Below are 22,260 nucleotides of genomic sequence, written 5' to 3'. Positions count from 1 at the left end.
TTTCTTGTTCCTGGGCCCGACGGGTGTGGGCAAGACGGAACTTGCGAAGGCGCTTGCCGTGGAACTGTTCGACGACGAGAACGCGCTGGTGCGTATCGACATGAGCGAATACATGGAAAAGCACAGTGTGAGCCGCTTGATCGGTGCGCCTCCGGGATACGTGGGCTACGAAGAAGGCGGCCAGCTGACCGAAGCCGTGCGTACGCATCCGTACTGCGTGATTCTGCTGGACGAAATCGAGAAGGCTCACCCCGACGTGTTCAACACGCTGTTGCAGGTGCTTGACGACGGTCGTCTGACCGATGGCAAGGGCCGTACCGTGAACTTCAAGAATACCTTGATTCTCATGACGTCGAACCTGGGTGCCACCCACTTCCAGAACCGCGCGGGTGATGCAAAGCCCGTGACCTTGAAGGAAATCGAGCCGGAGCTCCGCAGCTTCTTCAGGCCGGAATTCCTGAACCGCCTGGACGAAGTGCTGGTATTCCAGAGCTTGACAAAGCCGCAAATCAGGGACATCGTAAGGCTCAAATTCAAGGGGCTCGCCGAGCGTGCCGCCCGTCAGGATTTGCAGCTCACCCTGACCGACAAGGCGCTCGATGCGATTGCCGACGGAGCCTACCAGCCGGAATTCGGCGCACGTCCGATCCAGCGTTACCTGGAAAGGAACGTGGAACGCCCGCTGAGCCACGCCATTCTCGCCGGTACCGTGAGTGCGGCAAAGCCCGTGGTCATCGACTACGACGGAGCCGCGTTTACGGTAAAGTAATTTCTCCAATCATCCCTCCTCCTAACCAAAAGACCCGCCCCAGTGAAAACTGGAGCGGGTCTTTTTAATGGTAGAATGGATTGCCGCGTTGCTACGGGTTCATGATTTTCGCGACTTCGTCGTGAATCAGTCCGTTCGAGGCCATACTCGTGTAGCCTTCGTAAATCGGTGCGACCGGCTTGCCGCTTGCATCGAAGAGTTCCGTTTTGCCATCAATGGTACTGAACTTGCCGCCCGCCTCCTTGAACAGCAGCGGATACGGGGCGATGTCCCACAGCGAAACCACGGGATCAATCATCAGTTCGGCACGGCCGGCGGCCACCAGGTAGTAACCGTAGCAGTCGCCCCAGCCGCGGTGCAACTTGGCTGAGCGACGCACTGCAGCATATTTTTCGCCGTAACCAGTCGATTCCATGGTATTCACGGTACCCGAAAGCACAAGCGAATCGGAAAGCGTAGCAACTTTAGAGCAGCGGATTTCACGGCCGTCTAAGAAGGCTCCGCCATCTTTTACCGCCCAGACCGCCGTGTTCATCGCAGGAATGCGAATGAGGCTTGCAAGCGGCGTGCCCTTGTGATACAGCGCAATCAATGTTCCAAACAACGGCACGCCATGAATGAACGCCTTGGTGCCGTCAATCGGGTCAATGACCCACTGGTATTCGGCATCGGGATTCTCGATTCCGAATTCTTCGCCAATCACGCCGAAACCCGGAGTTTCTTTTTCCCAGAACTTGCGGGCAATTTCTTCGGTGCTCTTGTCGGCGACAGTGACAGGCGTGTTGTCCTTTTTCCATTCCACGCCAACACTTGCCTGAAAATACTTCATGATATTTTCTTGGGCAAGGTCTGCGGCCTTGAGCGCAATTTTCAGAAGTTCTTGATTTTCTGCGGTCGCTGCCATAACACCTCCGGCGATTAGGCTTGTGCCATCCACTTTTTGACGAGGCTAACCAGGAGTTCGTTTTCTTCGCGCTTGCCGAGGGTCACGCGGATGTGTTCGGGTAAGCCAAAGCTGGTAAGACCGCGAACGATCATGCCGTTCTGTTCAAGGAACAGAACCAAGTCTTTAGCCTTGGGGCCGATGTGCACGCAAATAAAGTTACCTTGGGTCGGCAGCACCTTGAATCCGAGCGATTCAAATTCCGGTGTCAAGTACTTGATGCCTGCAGCGTTGAGTTCGAGAGTCTTCTTGACGTGTTCCTTGTCGGAAAGGGCTGCAATCGCCGCCACTTGGGCGGCCTGGTTCACATCGAACGGCGGCTTGATTTTCCACATGGACTTGATGACTTCGGCATTCGCCATGGCGTAGCCGATGCGGAGACCAGCGAGACCGTAAATCTTGCTGAAGGTTCGGTTGATGAACAGGTTCTTGTACTTGTCCAGCATATCGATGAGCACCGGATAATCTTCGGCGGTTGCAAATTCGGAATAAGCCTGGTCGAGGAACACGAGCACATTGCTCGGCACCTTATTCATAAAGTCGAGCATTTCATCCTTGGTGTAGTAGACGCCCGTCGGATTGTTCGGACTACAGATAAAGACCACGCGCGTCTTGTCGTTCACCGCCTTCAAAAGTTCCGAAAGCGGAGTTTTCTGGTCACCCACGCCCACACCGACAAAGTCGGCACCGTTCGAAAGAGTCGTAAACTTGTAGACCGAAAAAGTCGGCGTAATGCCGATACAGTTGTCACCCTGACGGATGAACGCCTTACCCACCATGTCAATGATTTCGTCGGAACCGTTACCGATGACAATCTGGTTGGTGTTCACGCCATAAAAATCAGCGATAGCGTTAATCAGCTTGGGAGCATCACCGCGCGGGTACAAGTGCAATGCGCCAGCGATTTCGTGGTAGGCTTCGACCGCCTTCGGGGAGGCCCCGAGCGGGTTTTCGTTCGAAGCGAGTTTGACAACTTCGGAGAGCCCGTACTTCGCACGGATTTCTTCCATGGATTTGCCGGGAACGTAGTCAGAAAGTTTAGAAAGCTCTGGACGCGGATCAATCATGATATCCTCTTTTTTTACATCTTAAAAATAGCTATTTTTTAAGGCGTATGAGATTTTCCCGCATCATTCTTTTCGTTCTAGCAAGCCTTTGCGTCCAACATGTCTTCGCTTTGGACCGTATCTGGAACATGCGCTACACCTTCGGCCCCGACTCAAGACCGTCACCGAAATTTGCCGCCGGCGTCGGAATGCGTTCCGATTTCGGAAGCAACATGCTCTTTCCCATCAACATCATGGGTTCCTTGAGCAAGGACTGGGATTTAGGCGTGAAGGTAGACATGTACACCTACAACCAACTTGACAACGTGGAAGCTTCGGTGGACTTTGGAGGAAGATACCGCTTGGGAGCAGCAAGATTCATCGAATTAGACGCGTATTTCGGCCTGAACCGCAACCATGGAAGCGCTCTGGTGCTTACCTACGGAAAAGAGCACTACATCGCCAAGAATTTTTCCAACTCCTACGAAGCCCGCGCCGGCTTTTTGGAAGGCGTCGCAGGAGAAGACGGTTACGTAAAATTCGCTCTGGGAACCATCCCGACGCTCCATTTCGGAAGAAGCGTTCTGTGCATGATTGAAATTACTTCCAGCGGAAGCGTCGGCTACATCAAGGACGACTTCATGGTGGACATCATTCCCAAGATGGAAGTTTCTTTTGGAGCAACCCGAGTGCGTCTGGAATTCGACATCGGTGTCATGCAAGACGACAACAACGACCAGAAGAGCATCGCCCTTTACGTAATGACAGCCTTATAAATGTGTAATTGTCGCGCGGGATGAGGAATGACATTGTTCATTCAAGCTACTCTATCATTGTTTTGACAACCATCGTATCTGTGCGGAATATCATGTCTATCGTTCCGCGTTCAGCCGTATTCAAATACGGAATTTTCAGCGAGTCCAGTCTCCGGATAATCTCCTTGTTTGGATGCCTAAACCGATTCTTTCTTCCGCTCGAAATAAGGGCTATTGAAGGCCTAATCCGCGTCAAGAACATGCGGCTACTTGAGGTTTTGGAGCCATGGTGGCCGAGCTTAAGCACATCGCTTTTCAAGTAGGCATCCGTCGCAAGAATTTCTTTTTCGCCCTGTATTGTCAAGTCTCCCGTCAATACGGCGGAATGCCCAAGTCCCTTGGCACGGAAGGTGATGCTCTGCGTGTTAGGATCAATGCAATGTTTCGTTTCAGGATGAACGACCCTGATTTCAAACAATGGTTCCCGGTACATAAAACCCCGGTGAATATCGCGGATAACGACTCCACGGCGGTACGCTTCGGCAATGACCTGCTGCCAGTTTTCCTTGGGTTCAATTCTTGCGCAATCGGTAATCCAGAGCTCCTTGACGGGAATCATCTTGATGATTGAAAAAGCTCCGCCAAAATGGTCCTGGTCAGGGTGCGTGATGACAAGGGCATCCAATTGCGAAACGCCAATATGGTGAAGATAGGGCACAATGATATCTTTTCCGGAATCTTCGCGTTTGGTGTCACCTGCATCGACAAGCAAATGCCTTCCCGAAGGAGTCGTTATCAGGTGGGAATCCCCCTGGCCAACATCTATCGTGGATATCGACCAGGATGGTTCGAAAACCCGGCAATATTCCCCACCAGCAAAAAGTGCAGAAAAAAGCAAAAGGCATCCCAACGAGAAGCGCCTTGCCAATCGGCTCCTGAAAAACATTGGGAAAAGGAGCAGCGAGAAGCCACAAAGAAGCAAAACCGACGGACCAAAGGGGCCAACCGTCATCGAGGCCTGCGGCGAATCGGAAAGAAGGCGCGTCAGAAGCGATGCAAGCCGCAAGAAGAATCGTGCCGCATAGCAGAAATGCTCGCGCAGAATGTCTAGTGGCGAGAGGAGCGCAAACAGCCCCGCCTGCATTCCCATTGAAATCGCTGGCACAACCACAATGTTACCAAGCCAAGCAAACGGAGATAGCGTCTTGAAATGGTGTATCAAGAACGGCGCTGTTGAAAGCGTGGCGCACAACGTAACATAGGTAGGATCCAAAATAAAGCCCTGCAAGCGGCACCACCATTTGTTCTTCAGCAGACTTTCAGGTAACTTTTTCAGCGGATTCAGCGGGCCACCAATCAGGATTCCCATCGTTGCCGCCACCGAAAGCTGAAATCCTGGATTCCAGATGACAGCGGGTTCTGGGAGTACAATGAGCAGTAGGGCAACCCCCAGGCTGTTCAAGGTATTCGCAGGTCTTTGAAACAAGGCGCCCACTTGCGGCACGGCAAACATCAGCACCGCCCGCCTTACGGCGGGCGAGCCGCCGGTCACGGGAACATACAAAAGCAAAAGGACTACGGCGGCAATGCGTACAATCCTATGAGAAATTCCCGTCGCCTTCAAGAGAATCATCAACATTCCCGCCAAAAGCACCACATGAAACCCGCTAATGGCGAGCACATGAACAAGCCCTGACCGTTGAAAATCGCTGCGGAGCACATCGGGAATGCCTGAGCGCTCCCCCGCCAAAAGCCCAAGCAACAACCCCGTTTCGGCAGGATCCAGGTAATCAGCAAAGCGCGAACGAATCCACCGTCGAAACTGGTAGAAGCTCCGTTCAGGAACCCAGTAGCTCCCGTATACGGTCCAGTGCCTGAACTTTCCGTAGGCAGCCCACCGCTGCGACTTCAGCCAAGCTCTCGTATCAAACGCACCTGGAACGCTCGGCGGGTTCACCGGATACCACGATGCTTCGTAACAAATTGAATCTCCGGGCATCGGGTACTGAGGCAGGTTCCGCTTTTCCGTCAATCGGGCATACCCCACGACCACAACCACGCCGCTCTTCTTGTGCTGAACACTTTCAACGAGGCCACAAGCCTTATCGGGAAGATGATCCATCTCAAATTTGCGGCCCTCCAATTCGTGACAAAGGATTGCCACTGCAAGGCTTATGAACACAATCCACTGGAAACGCTGCTCCCCATAATGCACAAGGACTGCCAAAATCGGCAAGAAGACCAAAGCATAGGCCGGAAACTCAAGCCCCACAAAAACCACCATGACCACGACGGAACTCAGCAAGGCCGGTTTTCCCAGCAGCGGCGCCAGAACGATATCCAATTCCGACTTAAAAAATTGTTTTTTTCTAGATTTCATTACAGTATCCTTTGGATGCCCTCTTATTCTATACACGCTTTTTTGGGGGCAACGGAGCCTTCTTTTATGTATTTTTTTGGTAAAAAAATTTGTGCATTGTTTATATTCTGTTCGGGCATACTCCTTCTGGGGTGCTCCGACGAGGAATCAGCGGCAGACATACTTTTGCCTGACAGGGAACCGCTTTTCACCCTGTTTCCCAATGATCTCGCCCAAAACGATTCGATTGCGGCAAATCTCGGGCACGGAATTTTCATGATCGTCCACCCCAAGGCGACCTACCAGCTGTCCTTTGACATTGATCCCAACTACGAAGCACCGGAACTCCAACTGTTCCGGGTGCTCGTCAACACAACGGATCTGACTTACCATTTCAATCAAACTAGGACGCTGGAACCCAAAGTTGTTGACGGACGGTATGTTTACGAATTCATATGCGAAGAAAGCTCCGCCAACCTATGGGCAACCACCCTGGCCCTAGACGGTGAATTCTTCCCAGGCAAAGTATCCAATGTACGCCTGACGGGAGAAGGGGCCTATTCCGACCACTTTTCAATCAACTTGATTGCCGTAGGAAACATCGAAGAGGAAATAGAGGGTTACTCCCTAAACGAATTGGCGGAGAGCATGCTGAAGAGCTTCCGCAAACATTACCGCAACATAACCATCGACACCCTTTACTTAAAGTACGCCCACAACCACCCAACCCTAGGGAAAAAATACCCTAAAGACGAGCCCTGGATTTCCGGTGTAAGTTCTGAAGACATGATGCTTTCGGAGCTCGGTGGCTGGCCAGGAAGTGAAAACGCCCTGGACATTGTTTTAGTACATTACATCAAGGCAAATGGTGTTCTCGGATACTCGGACATCTTCAGCGGAAACATGGGCTCTGGATACGGTAGCACCGTTGTGCTCGGTTCCCACTACATCACACCCTACGGCACCGAGGAACCCGTTTCTATAAGCGACATCGTCGAAACGGCTGTACATGAAACAGGACACTTCTTTGGACTTCGACATACGACCGCATCAAGCGCTGACTTAGAGAAATCCTACAATGGCGAGTTCATCTCCGACTATTCGAACTTGGAAGACGGAATTGAAGATACTCCCTATTGCAGAGAAGCTCAAATGAGCGGGCTTCTCAAGAGTGCTGCGTCCGACATGCACAATCCGGGAATCCAATACCGCATCCGCCTGTTTGAAAAAGCAGGGGGATTCGACATCCGGGATTGTCCCGATGCAAACAACATGATGTTCCCCACGGCTCTCGACAACATGGAACTCTCATTCAGTAAGCAGCAACTAGAAATCATCCGCAAGAGCTTAATGATTTTCCCGCACTAACATTATGAAGTCCTCGCAATTTTCTGAAAACGCACAACTTTTGGCATTCATCTTGCAGCCCGGTGAACAGTGGCTGCCCGAAGTGATTGACGCCCTGGAACGCACTTGGGGGAGTATTCGCCACAAGGGGAAACTTTTCGCTTTTGACCAGACGCCTTATTACACTCCCGAAATGGGCGAAGGCCTTTACCGTGGCGTAGTTTCTTTTGAAAAGGAAATTCCGCCCGAAACGATTGCCGTGGAAAAAGAACGCAGCAATGCACTGGAACTGACGATGGCGCAGGCGAGCAATCCCGATGCGCGCCGCGTGAACATCGATATCGGCTACATGGACTTGGACAAGGTGGTGCTCCCGAGCTACAAGCGAGGGCCCTTCAAGCTTTATGCCGGCAAAGGCGTGTGGCTAGACATGCTGTTGACTTATGCAAAGGGGCTGTTCCACCCCACCGCCTGGGCGTTCGAAGACTTTAAGCGAAACCCCTACCAGCATGACCTGCAACTCATTCGGGAAAAATTCAAGAAATTAGGCCGCCACGTCATTGCGAGCCCCCTGTAAGGGGACGAAGCAATCCATTCTTAAGGTGAAATGAAGAATATCGTTTACATCGTCCTTTTGATTATTGTACTCCTTGTGGGAGTCCGCTGGTACATGCAACAGTCGGCCGCCAAGGAGATCTTCGACAAGCACGAAGCGCTAATCGCCGAGACAAACGAATGCCTTGATATGGCGGAGTGGAACTGTGCCGAGAAAAACATCCGGCAGCTTCTAAAAGAAACTCCGGACGACCAAAACCTACAACTGCATTTGGCATGGATTCTACACGAGCAGGAACGCTACGAAGACTGCATTGCCTATGTACAGTCTCGCAACTTTAAGCACGAAGACTTGGATTACCTGAAGCAGAAAAGCGAAGCCCTGATTCGCGAAATGGACGAGCTTAAGATTGAACGTTCGATGCACTTTCGCGTGGAATTCGAAGGCCGCCCCGCCAGAAGCGACATCGCCGAAGCGCTAGCCGTTCTAGAAGTCGCCTACGATTCGCTCTGCCACCTGTTCGATTTTCACCCCGAAAACAAGATGCACCTGGTGCTTTACGAATCGTCGCAGTACCAAGGGGTTGGCCCGCGTCCCGAATGGGTTGGCGCCGTTTTTGACGGCAAGTTGCGGATTCCCGTAAACGTGATGGCCTACCGCGAAATATACCGTCCGATGTTTTTCCACGAACTCACGCACGCCTTTATCCGCGCCATGACGCGCTACCATGTTCCGCTTTGGGTCAACGAAGGAATCGCCCAAGTGATTGACGCTTCGCGCACAGGCATGCAAAGGCCCACAGGAGGCGCCCCCAGCATTGAGGCTCTCACGACACCATTCGTGAACGAAAACAACACCGGCACAGCCGTTAAACTTTACTGGTATTCGCAGGCCATGGTGGAACGCCTTTTGGCCCGCAATGCAAGCCTTGTCCACTTCAGAAAATTCATTCAGGACATGCGCACTCTGGGCGACGACGAAGCCCTAAAAAATTATTACGGCGTCACCACGCAACAGCTGCTCGACGAAGTAAGGTAGCGGAGGTTTCTATGGCGAAGAAAAAACACATCGTGATTCTTGCGACGGGCGGTACAATCGCAGGCGTTGGTGAGCCCGGCAAAAATACGGGCTACGTGTCCGGGCAAATTTCTGCAGAAGACTTGGTGGCGTCCGTGCCGGAACTTTCGGAGTACGCCGAAATTACAGCCGAGCAGATTTGCAACGTGAATTCCGACGACATGACGGACAAACTGTGGATTGCGCTTTCGAACCGCATTGCCGACTTGCAAACGGACGAAACGGTGGACGGCATCGTGGTCACTCACGGCACCGACACTATGGACGAAACGGCCTACTTCGTAAGCCTTACGGTCAAGTGCGAAAAGGCGGTGATTTTCACGGGCTCCATGAAGCCCGCTACCGCCAAAGACCCTGACGGCCCCGCAAACTTGTTCGGCGCCGTACGTGCGGCAGCCGGCTTCGCTGTCGACGACGACCCGCCGGCGAATTTGGTGTGGGTGTATTTTGCGGGTGAACTTTTCGACGCCCGGAGCGTTCAAAAGTGCTCTGCCTCGGCAATTAACGCGATGGGCGTAAGCGCTCCCGGCGAAGGCTCTAACTGGAACGCCTTAAAGGAACAGAACTTCTTCGACGTTTCTAAGCTCGAAAGTTTGCCGCGAGTAAACGTAGTCTACTTTACCGTAGATGCAAACCCGAAGATTCTGGAATACGCAGCCTGCGTCTCCGACGGTCTCGTAATTGCAGGCGCAGGCGCAGGCGAATTCAGTATCGCCTGGGCCCGCGCCCTCGAAAAGATCGATATTCCCGTGGTCGTTTCGACCCGAATCCACCACGGGCTCGTGACGCTCAACGAATCGCTTGCGCCTGGCCGCATCTGTGCCGGACGACTGCCGCCTCAAAAGGCCGCCGTACTATTGCGGCTTGCACTCACCGCCACCTCAAAGGTGGACGAAATCAAGCGGGTCTTCGCCTTATAAAAAAGACGCGGTTTTACCCGCGCCTTTTTGCTTCACAACATAATACTCTAATTAAATCATCTCGACGCTTTTCACGTCGGCGCTGTAGTCCACGCCTTCAATATCAAAGCCGTTCGTCGCCAAGAAATCATGACGGTAGCCTTCGAGGTCGCCCACCTGCGCCAAGTTTTCTTGCGTGATGGTCGCCATGCGCTTGTTCACTTCTTCTTGCACCTTCGGGTCGAGTTCCCAATCGTCAATACGAATCAGGTGATTTTCATCAGTCGGAACGGCGCTACCCGTATAAAGGCGTTCATTCATCAGGCGTTCCATCTGTTCAATGCACCCCTCATGAGTTCCCTGTTCCTTCATCACCTTGAAAAGCACAGAAAGGTACAGCGGGATAATAGGAATCACGGCACTGGAGCGCGTGACCAAGCCCTTGTTCACAGAAACGTAAGCTTCACCCTTCAAGTCGCGTTCAAGTTCTGCATTCAATTCGCGCGCGGTTGCCTCCAAGTGTTTCTTGGCGCCACCGATGGTTCCGTCGCGGTAAATCGCATGAGAAAGTTTCGGACCGATGTAGGAATAAGCCACCGTCTTCACACCTTCGGCCAAAACACCAGCATCCTTGAGCTGACGCACCCAAAGCGCCCAATCTTCGCCGCCCATCACCTTCACGGTGTTCGCCATTTCTTCTTCGTTGGCGGGTTCTGCGCTAATCGTGCTAATTTTGCCCGTCATGCAGTCAATCGTTGCACCCGAGAAAGTTTCGCCAATCGGCTTCAAAACGCTGCGGTAAAGCGTTCCGTTATCCGGGTCCACACGCACGCTCGATGCCACGCTGTACACCAACAAGTCAACCTTGCGGCCCATCTTGTTGAGCGCATCAATCACGTTCTTGCGCATTTCATGCGAGAATGCATCGCCGTTAAAGGTCACCGATTCAAGCCCCGCTTCATGAGCGAACTTGTCAAAGGCCATATTGTTGTACCAGCCGGGAGTTCCCGTTTTCTGCCGTTCGTCGGAACCTTCTTTTTCAAACGACACGCCAATCGTTGCTGCCCCAAATTCAAAGGCCGCAGAAATGCGGCTAGCAAGTCCATAACCGGTCGAGCAGCCCAATACCAGAACCGTCTTCGGAGCTTCTTTCGGAATTCCGCGTTCGGCGCGCTTCTTTTGTACGTATTCAATCTGGCGCTTCACATCCATGGCGCAGCCCTTCGGGTGGGCATTCACGCACATATTGCTGCGGATCATCGGCTCAATCACCATAAATATTTCCTTTTGTTTACAATTTCCGCGCCAAATTTAGAAAAGAATGGATTTTTTTGTACCCTTTTGGAGCCCGCCCCCTGATTTTCGTTAGAAAAAGATGATTTTGTAAGATTTCTGACAGATTCAACAATCGAAAAGGCCGCTATAGAAAAATTTTATTATTTTACAGGCCTATGAAATTTCTGATTCAACGCGTTTTGAACGCCCAAGTCGACATTGACGGCGAAACCGTCGGAAAAATTGACAAGGGCTACCTGATCCTTATCGGTGTCGGCGAAGGCGACACCAAAGAAATTGCAGACCGCTACATCCGCAAAATGCTTGCGCTGCGTATCTTCGCCGACGAAAACGGCAAGACCAACCTTTCAATTAAAGATGTCGGTGGCGAACTCCTGCTAGTGTCGCAGTTTACCTTGTACGCAAACTGCAACAAGGGCAACCGTCCCACTTTCAACGGAGCCGGAAACCCCGCTCTCGCAAACGAGTTATACAATTATATTATAACGGAGTGCAAAAAAGAAATTCAAATCGTTGAAACTGGGCGATTTGGGGCAGATATGCAAGTCAGCCTCACAAACGACGGTCCATTCACGATTATGTTGGACTAAAACATTTCTATATTTATGCATATGAGTGAATTTTTGCATAAATATAGCGTCGGCCCTGTGGTGCCCCAGACCTTCACGAAGGATTACGGGGACGAGGGTTTTAAGCTTGAAAGTGGCAAGACCCTTCCGGCGCTTGAAATCCGTTACGAAACTTACGGAACGCTGAACGCCGACAAGAGCAACGTAGTCTGGGTATGTTCCCCGCTCACGGCAGATGCCCATGTGGCAGGCTACTATACCGAAGAAGACCGAAAACCCGGCTGGTGGGACGCCCTGATCGGCCCCGGGAAACCCGTCGATACAGACAAATTCTTTGTCGTCTGCAGCAACATCTTGGGCGGCTGCAAAGGCACGACAGGCCCGGCAAGCATCAACCCCCGCACGGGAAAACCCTACGGAAGCACCTTCCCGATGATCACCATCGGCGACATGGTGCACGCCCAATACGAATTGGCAAAAGGCCTTGGAATCGAGAGCATCTGCTGCGTCATTGGCGGCTCCATGGGTGGCTTCCAGGCCATGAAATGGGCCATCTACTACCCCGAACAGGTGCGACGCTGCATCGTGATCGCAAGCTCCCCGCGCTTCAGCAGCCAGGCGCTCGGTTTTGAAATCGTCGCCCGCGACGTGATTACCCAAGACCCGAACTTTAACGGCGGCGACTACTACGAATCGACACACCCCGATGTCGGCCTTTCCAACGCCCGCAAGCTAGCCCACATTACCTACCTCAGCGCCGTGGGTATGGAACAGAAATTCAAACGCGCCCAGGACCAGGAAAGTCGAAACCATGCGGTGACATACAGCACACCGTTCGATCTTGACCTTCCGCTAGAAAGCTACCTGCGTTATCAGGGTGCGAAGTTCGTGGATCGTTTTGATGCAAATAGTTACTTGCACATAGCGCATGCCACCGACAGCTTTGACTTGGAAACCGAATACGGCTCTCTCGAAAACGCCTTCAAGAATGTCAAGGCTGAATTCCTGAACGTGAACCTGAGTACAGACTGGCTTTTCCCGCCGCACGAATCGCGCCGTATTACAAGCGCTCTCTTGAATGCAGGTAAAACGGTTACAAGCCTTGAGCTCGACACTCAATTTGGCCACGACGGTTTCCTCATCGAAGTCGGTGACCTCGGAAAGGCCGTGGGCCGTTTCCTCGACAGTAAGATTATTCCGACCAAAACCGAAACGCAGGTCATGCCTGTTTTCCACGACACCGAAGATTTCGACTACATCGGAAGCCTGATCAAGGAAAACAGCAAGGTGCTCGACCTCGGCTGCGGTAACGGCGAACTTCTCGATTTCTTGAACAAGAAAAAGCATGTTGAAGTTCTCGGTATCGAGCGCAACTTCAAGAGCATCATGGATTGCCTCGAAAACGATGTGCCCGTAATCCAGCGCGACCTTGACGAAAGCGGCATTCGCGATTTCAAGGACGGCAGCTTCGATTACGCCATCATCAACCGCACCATCCAAGAAATCCGCGACCCGGTCGCCCTCTTGAACGAGCTTCTGCGTGTCGCCAAGCGCGCCATCGTGACCTTCCCGAATTTCGGCCACTGGACAACCCGTGGGAGCCTGATGCTGCACGGTCGCATGCCGAAATCCAAGGAATTGCCGTACGAATGGTACGACACGCCGAACATCCGCCTCTTGACCGTAAAGGATTTCCATACCCTTTGCGACAAGGAAGGTTTGAAGATTGAGACCATCAGCTACCAGAACGAACACAAGCTCAGCAAGTTCCTGACCGCGATCGGTTTTGCAAACTTCGGCGCAGAACATGTGATTGCAATGGTGAGCAAGAAATAGTTGCAACATCATTGCGAGGAACGCAGTGACGAAGCAATCTATTAATGAATGCAAAAGGATCGAATATGGCTATTTTATCGATGACGGGGTTTGGAAAAAGCGAGTCCATGTACCAGGGTGCAAGCTGCGTGATTGAAGTCCGCAGCGTGAACAACCGCTTTTTGGACATCTCTTGTAAGTTGCCCAAGAACCTGGCCTACCTCGAAAACAGCTTCAAGAACCAAATCAAGGACAAGCTGGTCCGCGGCTCGGTCATCTTCAGCGTGACGCTCGGCGCAGGCACCGGCGGAAACATTCCGGTTTCCTACAATGAAGCGGCCATCGCGAAGTTCGTCGACATTACCCGCGCCATGCAGAAAAAATTCGGCATCGAAGGCAACATCACCCTGGAAAACATTCTTGCACTCCCCGAAGTGCTGCAGTTCACCGATGCCGACGCGGACTCCGAAGCTCTCGAAAAGCATTTGGCCACGGAACTCGACAAGGCGCTTGACCAGGTGAACGAAATGCGCGCCAAGGAAGGCGCGAACCTCGCCCGCGATCTCGAAGGCCGCGTGAGTCACCTGAACGCAGTTCTCGACAAGATTGAAGTTCTCGATCCGCAGCGCATCGAAGTGTGGAAGGACAAGTTCAAGGAGCGCATCAACGTGCTCCTGAAGGATAGCGAAATCAACGATGTACGCCTGCTGCAGGAAGCCTGCATCATGGCCGACAAGCTTGACATTCACGAAGAAATCACCCGCTTCCGCAGCCACAACAAGCTTTTCCTGAACGCCCTCAAGGAAGGCGGCGCCCAGGGCAAGAACCTCGGATTCATTCTGCAAGAAATGGGCCGCGAAGCCAACACCCTCGGCACCAAGTGCCAGAGTGCCGACATCGCCGCGCTTGCCATCGAGCTCAAGAACGAAGTCGAGTGCATCCGCGAGCAATCGCTCAATATCGCTTAAGGCGAGCGTCGCGGGCAAACTTGTTTGCCCATGACCGAGCCGAGCGAGATGCGCTACAAAGTAGCGCCACATCGCTTAAGGCGAGCGTCGCGGCATCACTAAGTTCAATTAGAAAAGGCGCTCTTCGGAGCGCCTTTCTTTTTCATCCTTAAATCGAATTAGTCCTTCAGGCAGCGCAAGCTCGCACCGTGTTCGGGATCAAATTTCTCGAACTTGGCGATATCCTTGTCGTGGAAGAACACGAGCACTTCGCCTTCGGCTGTCCAGAAATACGCCTTCTGACCGGCGCCTTCCAGCTTGCGCTCCTTCAGTGGGACATCGCTCTTAGCGAAATGACCGCCACCGGCCTTGGCACCAAAGCCAAGTTCATCCTTGCCGTTGCCATAGTTGTTGGTACCCTTAATCGGATCCCAGCCGTAGCCAGCCTTAAGCACGACACCCACAGGCTTACTGGTGCCCGCATAAGTCAACAGAACATTCCACTCTTCCTTGGTCGGCATGTGGAAACCATCGAGGCAGGCCTTCTTCGCATTTTCAAAGTTGTAGAGGCGTCCCCAATGGTTGCACTGGGCGCAGAGCGAACCCGATGCCGTCGCATAGTTCATGTTTTCAGCAGTCCAGAGCTGGGTGCCAATGCGAATCCATTCGTAGGCGTAGCCGTCGCGCGGATCCTTGTAGGAACCACTCGTTGCAGGTTCGCCATTTTCATCGAAGTTTTCACCAAAGGCAATCTGCTTGTTCTGCTTGTATTCGGCCTTCGATGCCACCTTGCCGTTCTTGTGGTAGCGTGTCACCAAGCCTTCGATGTAACCGTCGGCATAGTTGTATTCCGCTTCGAGCGTTCCATCTTCATAGTATTCCTTGACCACCCCTTCGCGGCGGTCGTTGACATAGTTCGCTTCTCGCTTCACGTTACCGTTTTCGTAGAATTCCTTTTCCGGGCCTTCCTTCTTGTCCTTGACGTAGGTGGTCTGGATGCGAATCTTGCCGCTCGGGTATTCTTCGGTACGGACATCTTCGCAGGCGCTAAACAGGAAGGCTGCAGCGATTACACCCGAAAGCACCGCAACACGTGTGAATGATTTTGTCTTATTCATTTTTTGATTCCTTTTTTCCCAACCATAAATTAAAATCTAATCTTTCCCGCCGTGGCAAGAAGCCCAATCAGGTAAAGCATTCCGTCGTAGTAGCGCCAGAAACGGTACGGCACCGAAAGTGCGGCAAGGTCTTTTACGAAGGGTTTGATCAGCGGATCACCTTCCGGAAGCACCTGGGTCGCAGCAGCGTTCATCGCAATGACACCGGGAGTCGCATTACGGCCGGGGCGCGGGAAGTCGCTACCATCCACGGAATAGTCCGCCAAATACGGGCGACGGCTTTCAAAGAAGAACAGCAACCTTTCGCAGATGCTCTTTTCGCATTCGTGGCCGCGGAACAAGGTGTAGTCGAGACTCAGGTTCATCGCCACACGCCAGGCATCTCCACTAAAGCATCCGCTTTCGGGATACCAAGGAGTGGGGCGCGGAGTGCCGTCGTATTCGGAGTATTCGCTGCAAAGTCCTGTTACGGGATGTGCTGCTTTTTGCAGATACTCAAGACTCTTTTCCGCTGTCGTTAGCCACCTTTCATCGCCGGTCGCTTCGGCAAAGGCGCGGTAGAACGCCACCGTGTTGTAGCTCGGATCGGTAAAGTCGTTGCCGAGCACCGGAGAAAACTTGACCAGGTTCCTTTCTGGGTCGATGATTGGTCCAACGATTCCGTTATTCGGCTTGTTGCGCAACCAGTTGATCAGTCCGATAGCTTCGTCCTTGAGATCCGGTCGATTGAATTTTTCAGCCGCAATCAAGAGCGCCATAGCAAAATACTCTTCGCCATCGGGAGCAGCGCCCGGATCCATCTTGCTGAAGTCAGTCGTAGACACCTGCCACGCGAAGTAACCCACATGCGGACCGTCATCGTTTCGAAGGTAGCGCTTGGAGAAATTCCACAACTTGTCGAACTGGCGTTCATGACCCGTAAGAGCCGTGATGTACATTCCATAGCTCATGCCTTCGGAGCGGATATCGTCGTGTCCGATGTCGATGATGTAGCTCATGTCATCCGAGGCATCGAAGCAGACCCGTTCGTTGATCGGGTCGCCTTCAAACAGCTTGCTATAGGCATTCTGTATAAGCTGCGCCGCAAAACTGGGTCCGTAGCCGGCTTCGACAAACATATCACGCGGAGTATATCTTTGCATATCAGTCCTTCATTCGAATTACCCAAGACAACCAATTCTAAAATAAATAATTTGTATCTTATAAATTGTATAAATTGCAATACAATGAGGTTTTTATGTTCGACATGTTAATTCTTGGTTACGGTCCCGCTGGAATTTCGGCAGCACTATACGGTTTGCGGGCAGGACTCTCCGTCCAGCTCGTCGGAAAAGACGGCGGGGCGCTCGCCAAGGCCCACCTGATCCAAAATTACTACGGTCTTGAGCAGCCACTGACAGGCGAACAGCTCCTAGAAGTAGGTCACAAGCAGGCCTTGGCACTCGGAGCAAACATCGCTAACGACGAAATCACCGACCTTATGTTCGACGGCCAGGGATTTTCGGCGAAGGGACTTGTCGGCGAATACCACGGAAAGGTCTGCATCATGGCAACAGGGGCCGCACGCAACAAGCACCCCGTTGCAGGAATGGCCGAACTCGAAGGACATGGCGTCAGCTACTGCGCCGTGTGCGACGCCTTCTTCTACCGCAAGAAAAAAGTGGCTGTCCTTGGGACTGGCGAATACGCACTCCACGAAGCACAGGAACTGCTGCCTATTGTCGACAGCCTCACACTCCTAACCAACGGAGCTGCGCTTACCACGTCGTTTCCGAGCAGCATCCGCATCGAGAATCGCCACCTGCAGTCACTCGTCGGCGAAGGCCAGTTCAAGGGAGTCCACTACGAAGACGGCACCGAGGAAGAATTCGACGGACTCTTCGTCGCACTGGGCAGCGCAAGCGCCACCGACCTAGCCAAGAAGGCTGGAGCCGGTTTCGATGGACCGACACTTGTTCTCGACAAGGATTTTCAGACGACGCTCCCCGGGCTCTTTGCCGCAGGAGACTGCACCGGGGGCACGCTCCAGGTCGCCGTTGCCGTAGGTGAAGGCGCCAAGGCAGGCCTTGCCGCCATCAAATACCTGAGAGAGCACCGCGGATAAGGTTCCATGCGCCGCATCACGCTGCTCACCAACCCCGATGTATGCAACCTACATTGCCTGCTGTGCTTTCGAAGACAGCAAGCTCATTCGTCTAGGTTCGGCAGCATGCCCATCGAAATTGCAAAGGCGGCCATCGAAAAATACGCAGCGGAACGCGACCCCTCGGGAGCGAGACTCCTTCAAGAAGTCATCGCCACCACCATGGGCGAACCGCTACTTTATTCAAAATTCGAAGAGCTGCGAACCATCTGCGTCACCTTAGGAGTCAAGCTGAACATCACGACCAACGGGACATTCCCTTTAAAATGGGGAACGCCCCACGGCATGGAGCAGCTCCTCACCGCCTGCAGGGACATCAAGATCAGCACGCTCCCCTACGAGATGGGCGGATTCAGCCTTTCCAAGTGGCGAGAAAATGTCGAGCAACTTTTAAAGCTACGGCACCGCCTAGAAGTATCGAGCATCAATAATCTTTCAACCGTTTCCCTGCAAGTAACGCTGCACCGCGAAAATCTAGACCAGCTTGAACCGATGCTCCATTGGGCTGAGAGTATAGGCATTCACCGCATCAAGTGGAACCCCGTCGTCATTCTCGATTCAATGCCACAAAAAATAAGGTCTTTTTTCGAATTGGATAGTGAAACCTTGGCCAAGCTTCGGGAAGAAATCCTGCTTGGAGCGCTCCGTTCCAAGCAAATTAAAAATGAAGGTAGTCTTTTCCTAGAAAACGCAACGGGCGACTGTCCTATGGCAAGCGACTGCAACCACTGTCCCTTCAAAGACGAAGTCTGGATATGGCCAGATGGTCACGAAGACCATTGTCCCAATCCAAGACGCCGATGGAATTTTAAATAAATTAACGACCGCCAACCAGAATTTGGTCAACCTTGATCGTGGGCTGCCCCACGGTCACAGGAACATGGCCCGACGAAGCTCCGCACACACCCGCAGCGATTTCCCAGTCGGAACCGACCATGCTGATGCGCGGCATAATTTCATGACCCTTGCCAATGAGGACTGCGCCACGCACCGGTTCGCAGATTTTACCCTTTCGAATCACATAGCCTTCATCTACGGCAAAGTTGAATTCGCCTGTCGCAGGGTTCACCGACCCGCCCGCCATGCGGGCGGCGTAGAGACCCTCGTCGACGCTTGCAATCATCGATTCAAGGGAATCTTTACCCGGAGCAATAAAAGTATTGCGCATGCGGCTCACGGGAGCATACTTGTAGCTTTCGCGACGGGCAGACCCCGTCATGCCGATTCCCACTTCCTTTGCCCCCACACGGTCACTCATGTAGGTCTTCAAGATGCCGTTTTCAATCAAGGTCGTTCGTTGCGTGGGCGTACCTTCGTCATCGTACTTAAGGCTCCCCCACACACCATCCAAAGTTCCATCGTCAATGGCCGTAAGACACGGCTGGCCAATGGCTTCGCCGATTTTACCGCAGAAGGGGCTTGCACCACGGCGCACCGCTTCCGTTTCCAGCGGATGACCGCAGGCCTCGTGGAAAATCACGCCGCCAAAACCATTCCCCATCACGACAGGCATCTGCCCGCCCTTGATGTAGCCTGCCGACAGCATACGCAAAACGCGGTCTGCAGACATCGTCGCTATTTCTTCGGGTGAATAATTAGCTAAGAGTTCATAGCCGCCCAAAGCTCCAGGAGCTTCGTGAGTCGTGAGCCTTTCCGTGCCGTCCGACGCCGTCACCGTCACATTCACGCGCAAGCGTGCGCGGTTCATCGAAAGGTCCAAGCCTTCGCTATTCAAAAGCCGAATCGACGAGCAAGCATCCGTCACCGAAGCGCCCACCTGTACCACACGCTCTGAAAGGGCGCGCGCCGCCTTGTCCGCACGGAACAAGAAATCCTGCTTGACCGCCTGTCCTAAAACACGCGGATCCTTGAACGCATCCACATTGTAATCGGCAATACGCTTTTCGGGAGCAAACTCCACGGAGGGGTGTGGCTCCCCCGCAACGCGTCCAAAAGCAAGTGTCCGGACTAGTTTTACAAGTGCTTCCTCAGAATCGTCGCTCGTAAAGCCATACAGGACTTCGGTCCCGTACATCAGGCGAATGCCGATGCCGTATTCAGTCCCCGCTGTTGCAGACTCGATGTGACCGGACTTCAGTCCAAGCATTGAGCTACGGGTTTCTTCCTCGTAGATTTCGACGAAATCCGCTCCGGCCGACAGACCCGCTTCGAATATCTTTGCTGCAACAGAAGGATTCACTCTACACTTCTCCGTTCATTTTCTTGCGCACCGGAATACCGGCGGCAAGCATTTCCCTTTTGATTCCAGGAACGGTATAGTCACCAAAATGCACCATCGACGCAATCAGCGCGGCATCGGCAGACGTCTTTGCAAAAAGATCCACAATATGTGCAGGAGTTCCTGCACCACCGCTTGCGATGACCGGCACCTGCACCGCCTTCGCTATCATGTCCGTAATGGTAAGTTCGTAACCATTTTTCACGCCGTCGGTATCAATCGAATTCAAGCAGATTTCACCGACGCCCAAGTCTTCAGCCTTTTTCGCCCACTCAAGCGCATCAATGCCCATCGGCGTGCGACCTCCACGAATGTAGACCTCGTAGCCACTTGGAATTTTGTCAGAAACTCCGACATACTTTGCATCCATGCCAAGCACCACGCACTGGCGACCAAAGGCCTTCGCACCTTCGGCAATGATCTCGGGGTGGAGTACGGCAAGACTGTTCACGCTCACCTTTTCTGCTCCAGCCAAAAGAGCCTCATGCATATCGTCCAGGTTGCGGATTCCGCCACCCACCGCAAAAGGAATGAACACCCGCTTTGCGATCTGGCGGATCATTTCCATGTCGCAGGGACGGTTTTCCGCACTCGCCGTAATATCGTAAAAGACAAGTTCGTCGACTCCGTCGGCACTATACTGCGCCCCCATGTCTACGGGGTCGCCAATGTCAATATTACCCTTAAACTTGACACCCTTCGTGACCTTGCGGTCGCGAACGTCCAAGCACACGATTAAACGTTTTGTCAGCATGGGTATTACAGGTTGCGGTCAATAACGCCCTTGACGGTCGCCTTCGGCACTGCACCCACCACATTACCCACTTCGACTCCGTTCTTGAAGAGTTTCATGTTCGGGATGTTCGTAATGCCAAAACGAGCGCAAATGTCGCCAACACCAGCGTCGTCGACATTGATCTTAGCGATAATGGCGCGACCGTCGTATTCATCGGCGAGTTCGTCGATGATAGGACCCATCATCATGCAGGGGCGGCACCAGGTTGCCCAGAAGTCTACAAAGACCAACTGGCCTGACGAAATAACTTGATCAAAATTTTCAGCAGTCAAATGAATTGCTGGCATAGGAGCTCCGTTTTATTAAAATTCCTTTAGAAAGTCACACCGAAGGTATAGTTGATGTCAAAGCTTGAACCGACCGCGGTCGCATCTTCCAGGTCCTCCCTTTCCTTTTTCGATGCTGAATACTTGACAAACTTGTAGCCTACATCAAACGATGACGTGAAAAAGCCTGACCGGAACTTGTGTCCCAGATACAGGGCAAAGCCAAACCCATTGAGATGAGCATCAAAATCATCATCGGGATTCCTGTCGTAGGAATATTCCATGCTCACGTAGTTGTAGACAAAATGGGCATCGGCATAAAGTCCACGATGGCCTTCACCCATGTAGGCGCGTAAGCCTTCGGAAACGCCAAACACAAAAATGTCAAGGCCTTCATCGTCATCCGTGAAATCGGCCCAGACCATGTTCGGGCGGGTAATTAAAGACATGCGGCTTCCGAGATTACCTTCTATGGTCAAGAACACCGACGGGACATCGATCAGCGACAAAATAAACATCGATATCGGATGAATCGAGACCGCAAACATCGGTTCGTCATTTTCGACATGGTTGATGTTGACCACCGGAGTTGCAGGCTCCTCCGCACCAGAAGTGTACTGGTTCGGATCGGCCAAATCGGCAAAAGCAATACCCAGGCACACCAAGCAAGAAAGGATTGTCCTTTTTATCATATTATCTCCTTGCTATCAAAAATAGTAAATTCAAGGTCAGCTTATTTCTTCTTGAACCGTAAATACAGTCCCTCGACATCCGAACGGAACGCCCGAAATAGGGTCAAACCGGACAAAGCGTCGTTAAAAAATTCGATGTCTATCGAATCGGGGCCATCGACATCCGCCTTCTCCATATCCGCCGTAATCTGAATATAGTTAGAAGGGTCGGCCACCGCCACAACAAGCATCGTGTAATCCTCCTTGACCGGTGCCGAAAATTTCGCATCAAAGTCAAGAATCAACCGGTTACCCTTGAAGGTCGCCCTGAAGTTCTTCAGTTCCTGCACCTTCAGAAAACTGGTTTCCATCAGCACGAAGTTGTAGTAGTTTGACTTTCGAAGGGGTTCCATGATGGCGTCACAGAACCACTGGTTTTCTTCGTCCGAAATGATTCCGTCACCATTCTTGTCTCCCGACGACATCATCGCCGTGCTATAAAGTTCATCGTAGACCCAGTGGTTTTTCACAGCGGAAAAACCGTTTTGGTCAAAGAGGACTTTCACCGTTGCGTCGACAAAGACATGCGGGTGGGCAATTGCAAGCGACACACCGCACAGGCAGAACACCAACAGCGACTTCACCATGG

General features: G+C 52.5%; 22 protein-coding genes. 11 read left to right on the top strand and 11 right to left on the bottom strand.

The window, feature by feature from the left end; genetic code table 11:
- Window positions 1–769, top strand: a 769-nt coding sequence (locus ACKI61_RS07105) for an AAA family ATPase (RefSeq protein WP_407457055.1), incomplete at its 5' end; no start/stop codon positions are given.
- 91 nt (window positions 770–860) lie between these two features.
- Here the strand turns inward: ACKI61_RS07105 and hisN are convergent.
- Together hisN and hisC are read right to left on the bottom strand one after the other, a co-directional pair.
- On the bottom strand, window positions 861–1,673 hold the full coding sequence (gene hisN / locus ACKI61_RS07100; protein WP_407457054.1) for a histidinol-phosphatase: 813 nt from the start codon (window positions 1,671–1,673) through the stop codon (window positions 861–863).
- A 14-nt stretch (window positions 1,674–1,687) separates the two neighbouring features.
- Window positions 1,688–2,779 (bottom strand): histidinol-phosphate transaminase, encoded by a 1,092-nt coding sequence (hisC, locus tag ACKI61_RS07095; RefSeq protein ID WP_407457053.1) that lies wholly within the window; start codon window positions 2,777–2,779, stop codon window positions 1,688–1,690.
- A 47-nt stretch (window positions 2,780–2,826) separates the two neighbouring features.
- On the opposite strand from hisC, the gene ACKI61_RS07090 reads away from it, so the two are divergent.
- Window positions 2,827–3,534, top strand: a complete 708-nt coding sequence (locus ACKI61_RS07090; RefSeq protein WP_407457052.1) for a hypothetical protein — start codon at window positions 2,827–2,829, stop codon at window positions 3,532–3,534.
- 46 nt (window positions 3,535–3,580) lie between these two features.
- Here ACKI61_RS07090 and ACKI61_RS07085 read toward each other — a convergent pair whose 3' ends face one another.
- Window positions 3,581–5,893, bottom strand: a complete 2,313-nt coding sequence (locus ACKI61_RS07085) for a DNA internalization-related competence protein ComEC/Rec2 (protein WP_407457051.1) — start codon at window positions 5,891–5,893, stop codon at window positions 3,581–3,583.
- A 96-nt stretch (window positions 5,894–5,989) separates the two neighbouring features.
- On the opposite strand from ACKI61_RS07085, the gene ACKI61_RS07080 reads away from it, so the two are divergent.
- From ACKI61_RS07080 to ACKI61_RS07065, 4 genes are read left to right on the top strand one after another with little or no spacing between them, the layout of a single operon-like run.
- Entirely contained in the window at window positions 5,990–7,240 is a 1,251-nt protein-coding gene (locus tag ACKI61_RS07080; RefSeq protein ID WP_407457050.1) for a M12 family metallo-peptidase, read from the top strand.
- Between the two features lie 4 nt (window positions 7,241–7,244).
- Window positions 7,245–7,796, top strand: coding sequence for a DUF4416 family protein (locus tag ACKI61_RS07075; protein ID WP_407457049.1), 552 nt, complete (start codon window positions 7,245–7,247; stop codon window positions 7,794–7,796).
- A 30-nt stretch (window positions 7,797–7,826) separates the two neighbouring features.
- Window positions 7,827–8,813, top strand: coding sequence for a hypothetical protein (locus tag ACKI61_RS07070; protein ID WP_407457048.1), 987 nt, complete (start codon window positions 7,827–7,829; stop codon window positions 8,811–8,813).
- Window positions 8,814–8,824: 11 nt separating this feature from the next.
- On the top strand, window positions 8,825–9,772 hold the full coding sequence (locus tag ACKI61_RS07065; RefSeq protein WP_407457047.1) for an asparaginase: 948 nt from the start codon (window positions 8,825–8,827) through the stop codon (window positions 9,770–9,772).
- A 51-nt stretch (window positions 9,773–9,823) separates the two neighbouring features.
- Here ACKI61_RS07065 and fabV read toward each other — a convergent pair whose 3' ends face one another.
- Entirely contained in the window at window positions 9,824–11,026 is a 1,203-nt protein-coding gene (fabV, locus tag ACKI61_RS07060) for an enoyl-ACP reductase FabV (protein WP_407457046.1), read from the bottom strand.
- A gap of 176 nt (window positions 11,027–11,202) precedes the next feature.
- Here fabV and dtd point away from each other — a divergent pair, with 176 nt between their 5' ends.
- From dtd to ACKI61_RS07045, 3 genes are all read left to right on the top strand, one after another.
- Window positions 11,203–11,637 (top strand): D-aminoacyl-tRNA deacylase, encoded by a 435-nt coding sequence (dtd, locus tag ACKI61_RS07055; protein WP_407457045.1) that lies wholly within the window; start codon window positions 11,203–11,205, stop codon window positions 11,635–11,637.
- Between the two features lie 21 nt (window positions 11,638–11,658).
- Window positions 11,659–13,452 (top strand): homoserine O-acetyltransferase, encoded by a 1,794-nt coding sequence (locus ACKI61_RS07050; protein ID WP_407457044.1) that lies wholly within the window; start codon window positions 11,659–11,661, stop codon window positions 13,450–13,452.
- Window positions 13,453–13,517: 65 nt separating this feature from the next.
- The gene (locus ACKI61_RS07045) at window positions 13,518–14,399 is read left to right on the top strand and encodes a YicC/YloC family endoribonuclease (protein ID WP_407457043.1); all 882 of its coding nucleotides are present in this window, start codon (window positions 13,518–13,520) and stop codon (window positions 14,397–14,399) included.
- A 158-nt stretch (window positions 14,400–14,557) separates the two neighbouring features.
- Here ACKI61_RS07045 and ACKI61_RS07040 read toward each other — a convergent pair whose 3' ends face one another.
- The gene (locus tag ACKI61_RS07040; RefSeq protein ID WP_407457042.1) at window positions 14,558–15,496 is read right to left on the bottom strand and encodes an FISUMP domain-containing protein; all 939 of its coding nucleotides are present in this window, start codon (window positions 15,494–15,496) and stop codon (window positions 14,558–14,560) included.
- A 29-nt stretch (window positions 15,497–15,525) separates the two neighbouring features.
- Window positions 15,526–16,638, bottom strand: a complete 1,113-nt coding sequence (locus ACKI61_RS07035; protein ID WP_407457041.1) for a glycosyl hydrolase family 8 — start codon at window positions 16,636–16,638, stop codon at window positions 15,526–15,528.
- Window positions 16,639–16,733: 95 nt separating this feature from the next.
- Here ACKI61_RS07035 and ACKI61_RS07030 point away from each other — a divergent pair, with 95 nt between their 5' ends.
- Window positions 16,734–17,600, top strand: a complete 867-nt coding sequence (locus tag ACKI61_RS07030) for an NAD(P)/FAD-dependent oxidoreductase (protein WP_407457040.1) — start codon at window positions 16,734–16,736, stop codon at window positions 17,598–17,600.
- Between the two features lie 105 nt (window positions 17,601–17,705).
- A complete protein-coding gene (locus ACKI61_RS07025; protein WP_407457039.1) occupies window positions 17,706–18,455 on the top strand; it encodes a hypothetical protein in 750 nt (249 codons plus the stop codon).
- A 1-nt stretch (window position 18,456) separates the two neighbouring features.
- Here the strand turns inward: ACKI61_RS07025 and ACKI61_RS07020 are convergent, their stop codons facing one another.
- The 5 genes from ACKI61_RS07020 to ACKI61_RS07000 are packed head-to-tail and all read right to left on the bottom strand — an operon-like array spanning window position 18,457 to window position 22,258.
- Complete coding sequence (locus ACKI61_RS07020) at window positions 18,457–19,839, bottom strand: TldD/PmbA family protein (protein ID WP_407457038.1); 1,383 nt, start codon at window positions 19,837–19,839, stop codon at window positions 18,457–18,459.
- 1 nt (window position 19,840) lies between these two features.
- Complete coding sequence (gene hisF / locus ACKI61_RS07015; RefSeq protein ID WP_407457037.1) at window positions 19,841–20,632, bottom strand: imidazole glycerol phosphate synthase subunit HisF; 792 nt, start codon at window positions 20,630–20,632, stop codon at window positions 19,841–19,843.
- A 5-nt stretch (window positions 20,633–20,637) separates the two neighbouring features.
- Window positions 20,638–20,961: a thioredoxin gene (gene trxA, locus ACKI61_RS07010; protein ID WP_173566296.1), complete on the bottom strand. Its 324-nt coding sequence runs from the start codon at window positions 20,959–20,961 to the stop codon at window positions 20,638–20,640.
- Window positions 20,962–20,987: 26 nt separating this feature from the next.
- Entirely contained in the window at window positions 20,988–21,632 is a 645-nt protein-coding gene (locus ACKI61_RS07005) for a hypothetical protein (protein ID WP_407457036.1), read from the bottom strand.
- A gap of 41 nt (window positions 21,633–21,673) precedes the next feature.
- Window positions 21,674–22,258 carry a DUF1007 family protein gene (locus ACKI61_RS07000; protein ID WP_407457035.1) on the bottom strand — a complete coding sequence of 195 codons (585 nt, stop codon included), beginning with the start codon at window positions 22,256–22,258 and terminating at the stop codon, window positions 21,674–21,676.
- Between the last annotated feature and the right edge of the window lie 2 nt (window positions 22,259–22,260).

The organism is Fibrobacter sp. (genome assembly GCF_045601785.1).
In the GTDB taxonomy this organism is placed as follows: domain Bacteria; phylum Fibrobacterota; class Fibrobacteria; order Fibrobacterales; family Fibrobacteraceae; genus Fibrobacter.
The sequence above is the reverse complement of the archived record's forward strand: the minus strand, read 5'-3'. Positions and strand labels throughout refer to the sequence as shown.

What these genes read in the sequence shown, in the direction of transcription:
- trxA (WP_173566296.1), bottom strand. Translation starts at nt 20,961, where the DNA reads ATGCCAGCAATTCATTTGACTGCTGAAAATTTTGATCAAGTTATTTCG.
- ACKI61_RS07025 (WP_407457039.1), top strand. Translation starts at nt 17,706, where the DNA reads ATGCCCATCGAAATTGCAAAGGCGGCCATCGAAAAATACGCAGCGGAA.
- ACKI61_RS07005 (WP_407457036.1), bottom strand. Translation starts at nt 21,632, where the DNA reads ATGATAAAAAGGACAATCCTTTCTTGCTTGGTGTGCCTGGGTATTGCT.
- ACKI61_RS07050 (WP_407457044.1), top strand. Translation starts at nt 11,659, where the DNA reads ATGAGTGAATTTTTGCATAAATATAGCGTCGGCCCTGTGGTGCCCCAG.
- ACKI61_RS07000 (WP_407457035.1), bottom strand. Translation starts at nt 22,258, where the DNA reads ATGGTGAAGTCGCTGTTGGTGTTCTGCCTGTGCGGTGTGTCGCTTGCA.
- ACKI61_RS07045 (WP_407457043.1), top strand. Translation starts at nt 13,518, where the DNA reads ATGGCTATTTTATCGATGACGGGGTTTGGAAAAAGCGAGTCCATGTAC.
- ACKI61_RS07085 (WP_407457051.1), bottom strand. Translation starts at nt 5,893, where the DNA reads ATGAAATCTAGAAAAAAACAATTTTTTAAGTCGGAATTGGATATCGTT.
- ACKI61_RS07070 (WP_407457048.1), top strand. Translation starts at nt 7,827, where the DNA reads ATGAAGAATATCGTTTACATCGTCCTTTTGATTATTGTACTCCTTGTG.
- hisF (WP_407457037.1), bottom strand. Translation starts at nt 20,632, where the DNA reads ATGCTGACAAAACGTTTAATCGTGTGCTTGGACGTTCGCGACCGCAAG.
- fabV (WP_407457046.1), bottom strand. Translation starts at nt 11,026, where the DNA reads ATGGTGATTGAGCCGATGATCCGCAGCAATATGTGCGTGAATGCCCAC.
- ACKI61_RS07030 (WP_407457040.1), top strand. Translation starts at nt 16,734, where the DNA reads ATGTTCGACATGTTAATTCTTGGTTACGGTCCCGCTGGAATTTCGGCA.
- hisN (WP_407457054.1), bottom strand. Translation starts at nt 1,673, where the DNA reads ATGGCAGCGACCGCAGAAAATCAAGAACTTCTGAAAATTGCGCTCAAG.
- ACKI61_RS07040 (WP_407457042.1), bottom strand. Translation starts at nt 15,496, where the DNA reads ATGAATAAGACAAAATCATTCACACGTGTTGCGGTGCTTTCGGGTGTA.
- ACKI61_RS07090 (WP_407457052.1), top strand. Translation starts at nt 2,827, where the DNA reads ATGAGATTTTCCCGCATCATTCTTTTCGTTCTAGCAAGCCTTTGCGTC.
- ACKI61_RS07035 (WP_407457041.1), bottom strand. Translation starts at nt 16,638, where the DNA reads ATGCAAAGATATACTCCGCGTGATATGTTTGTCGAAGCCGGCTACGGA.
- ACKI61_RS07075 (WP_407457049.1), top strand. Translation starts at nt 7,245, where the DNA reads ATGAAGTCCTCGCAATTTTCTGAAAACGCACAACTTTTGGCATTCATC.
- hisC (WP_407457053.1), bottom strand. Translation starts at nt 2,779, where the DNA reads ATGATTGATCCGCGTCCAGAGCTTTCTAAACTTTCTGACTACGTTCCC.
- dtd (WP_407457045.1), top strand. Translation starts at nt 11,203, where the DNA reads ATGAAATTTCTGATTCAACGCGTTTTGAACGCCCAAGTCGACATTGAC.
- ACKI61_RS07065 (WP_407457047.1), top strand. Translation starts at nt 8,825, where the DNA reads ATGGCGAAGAAAAAACACATCGTGATTCTTGCGACGGGCGGTACAATC.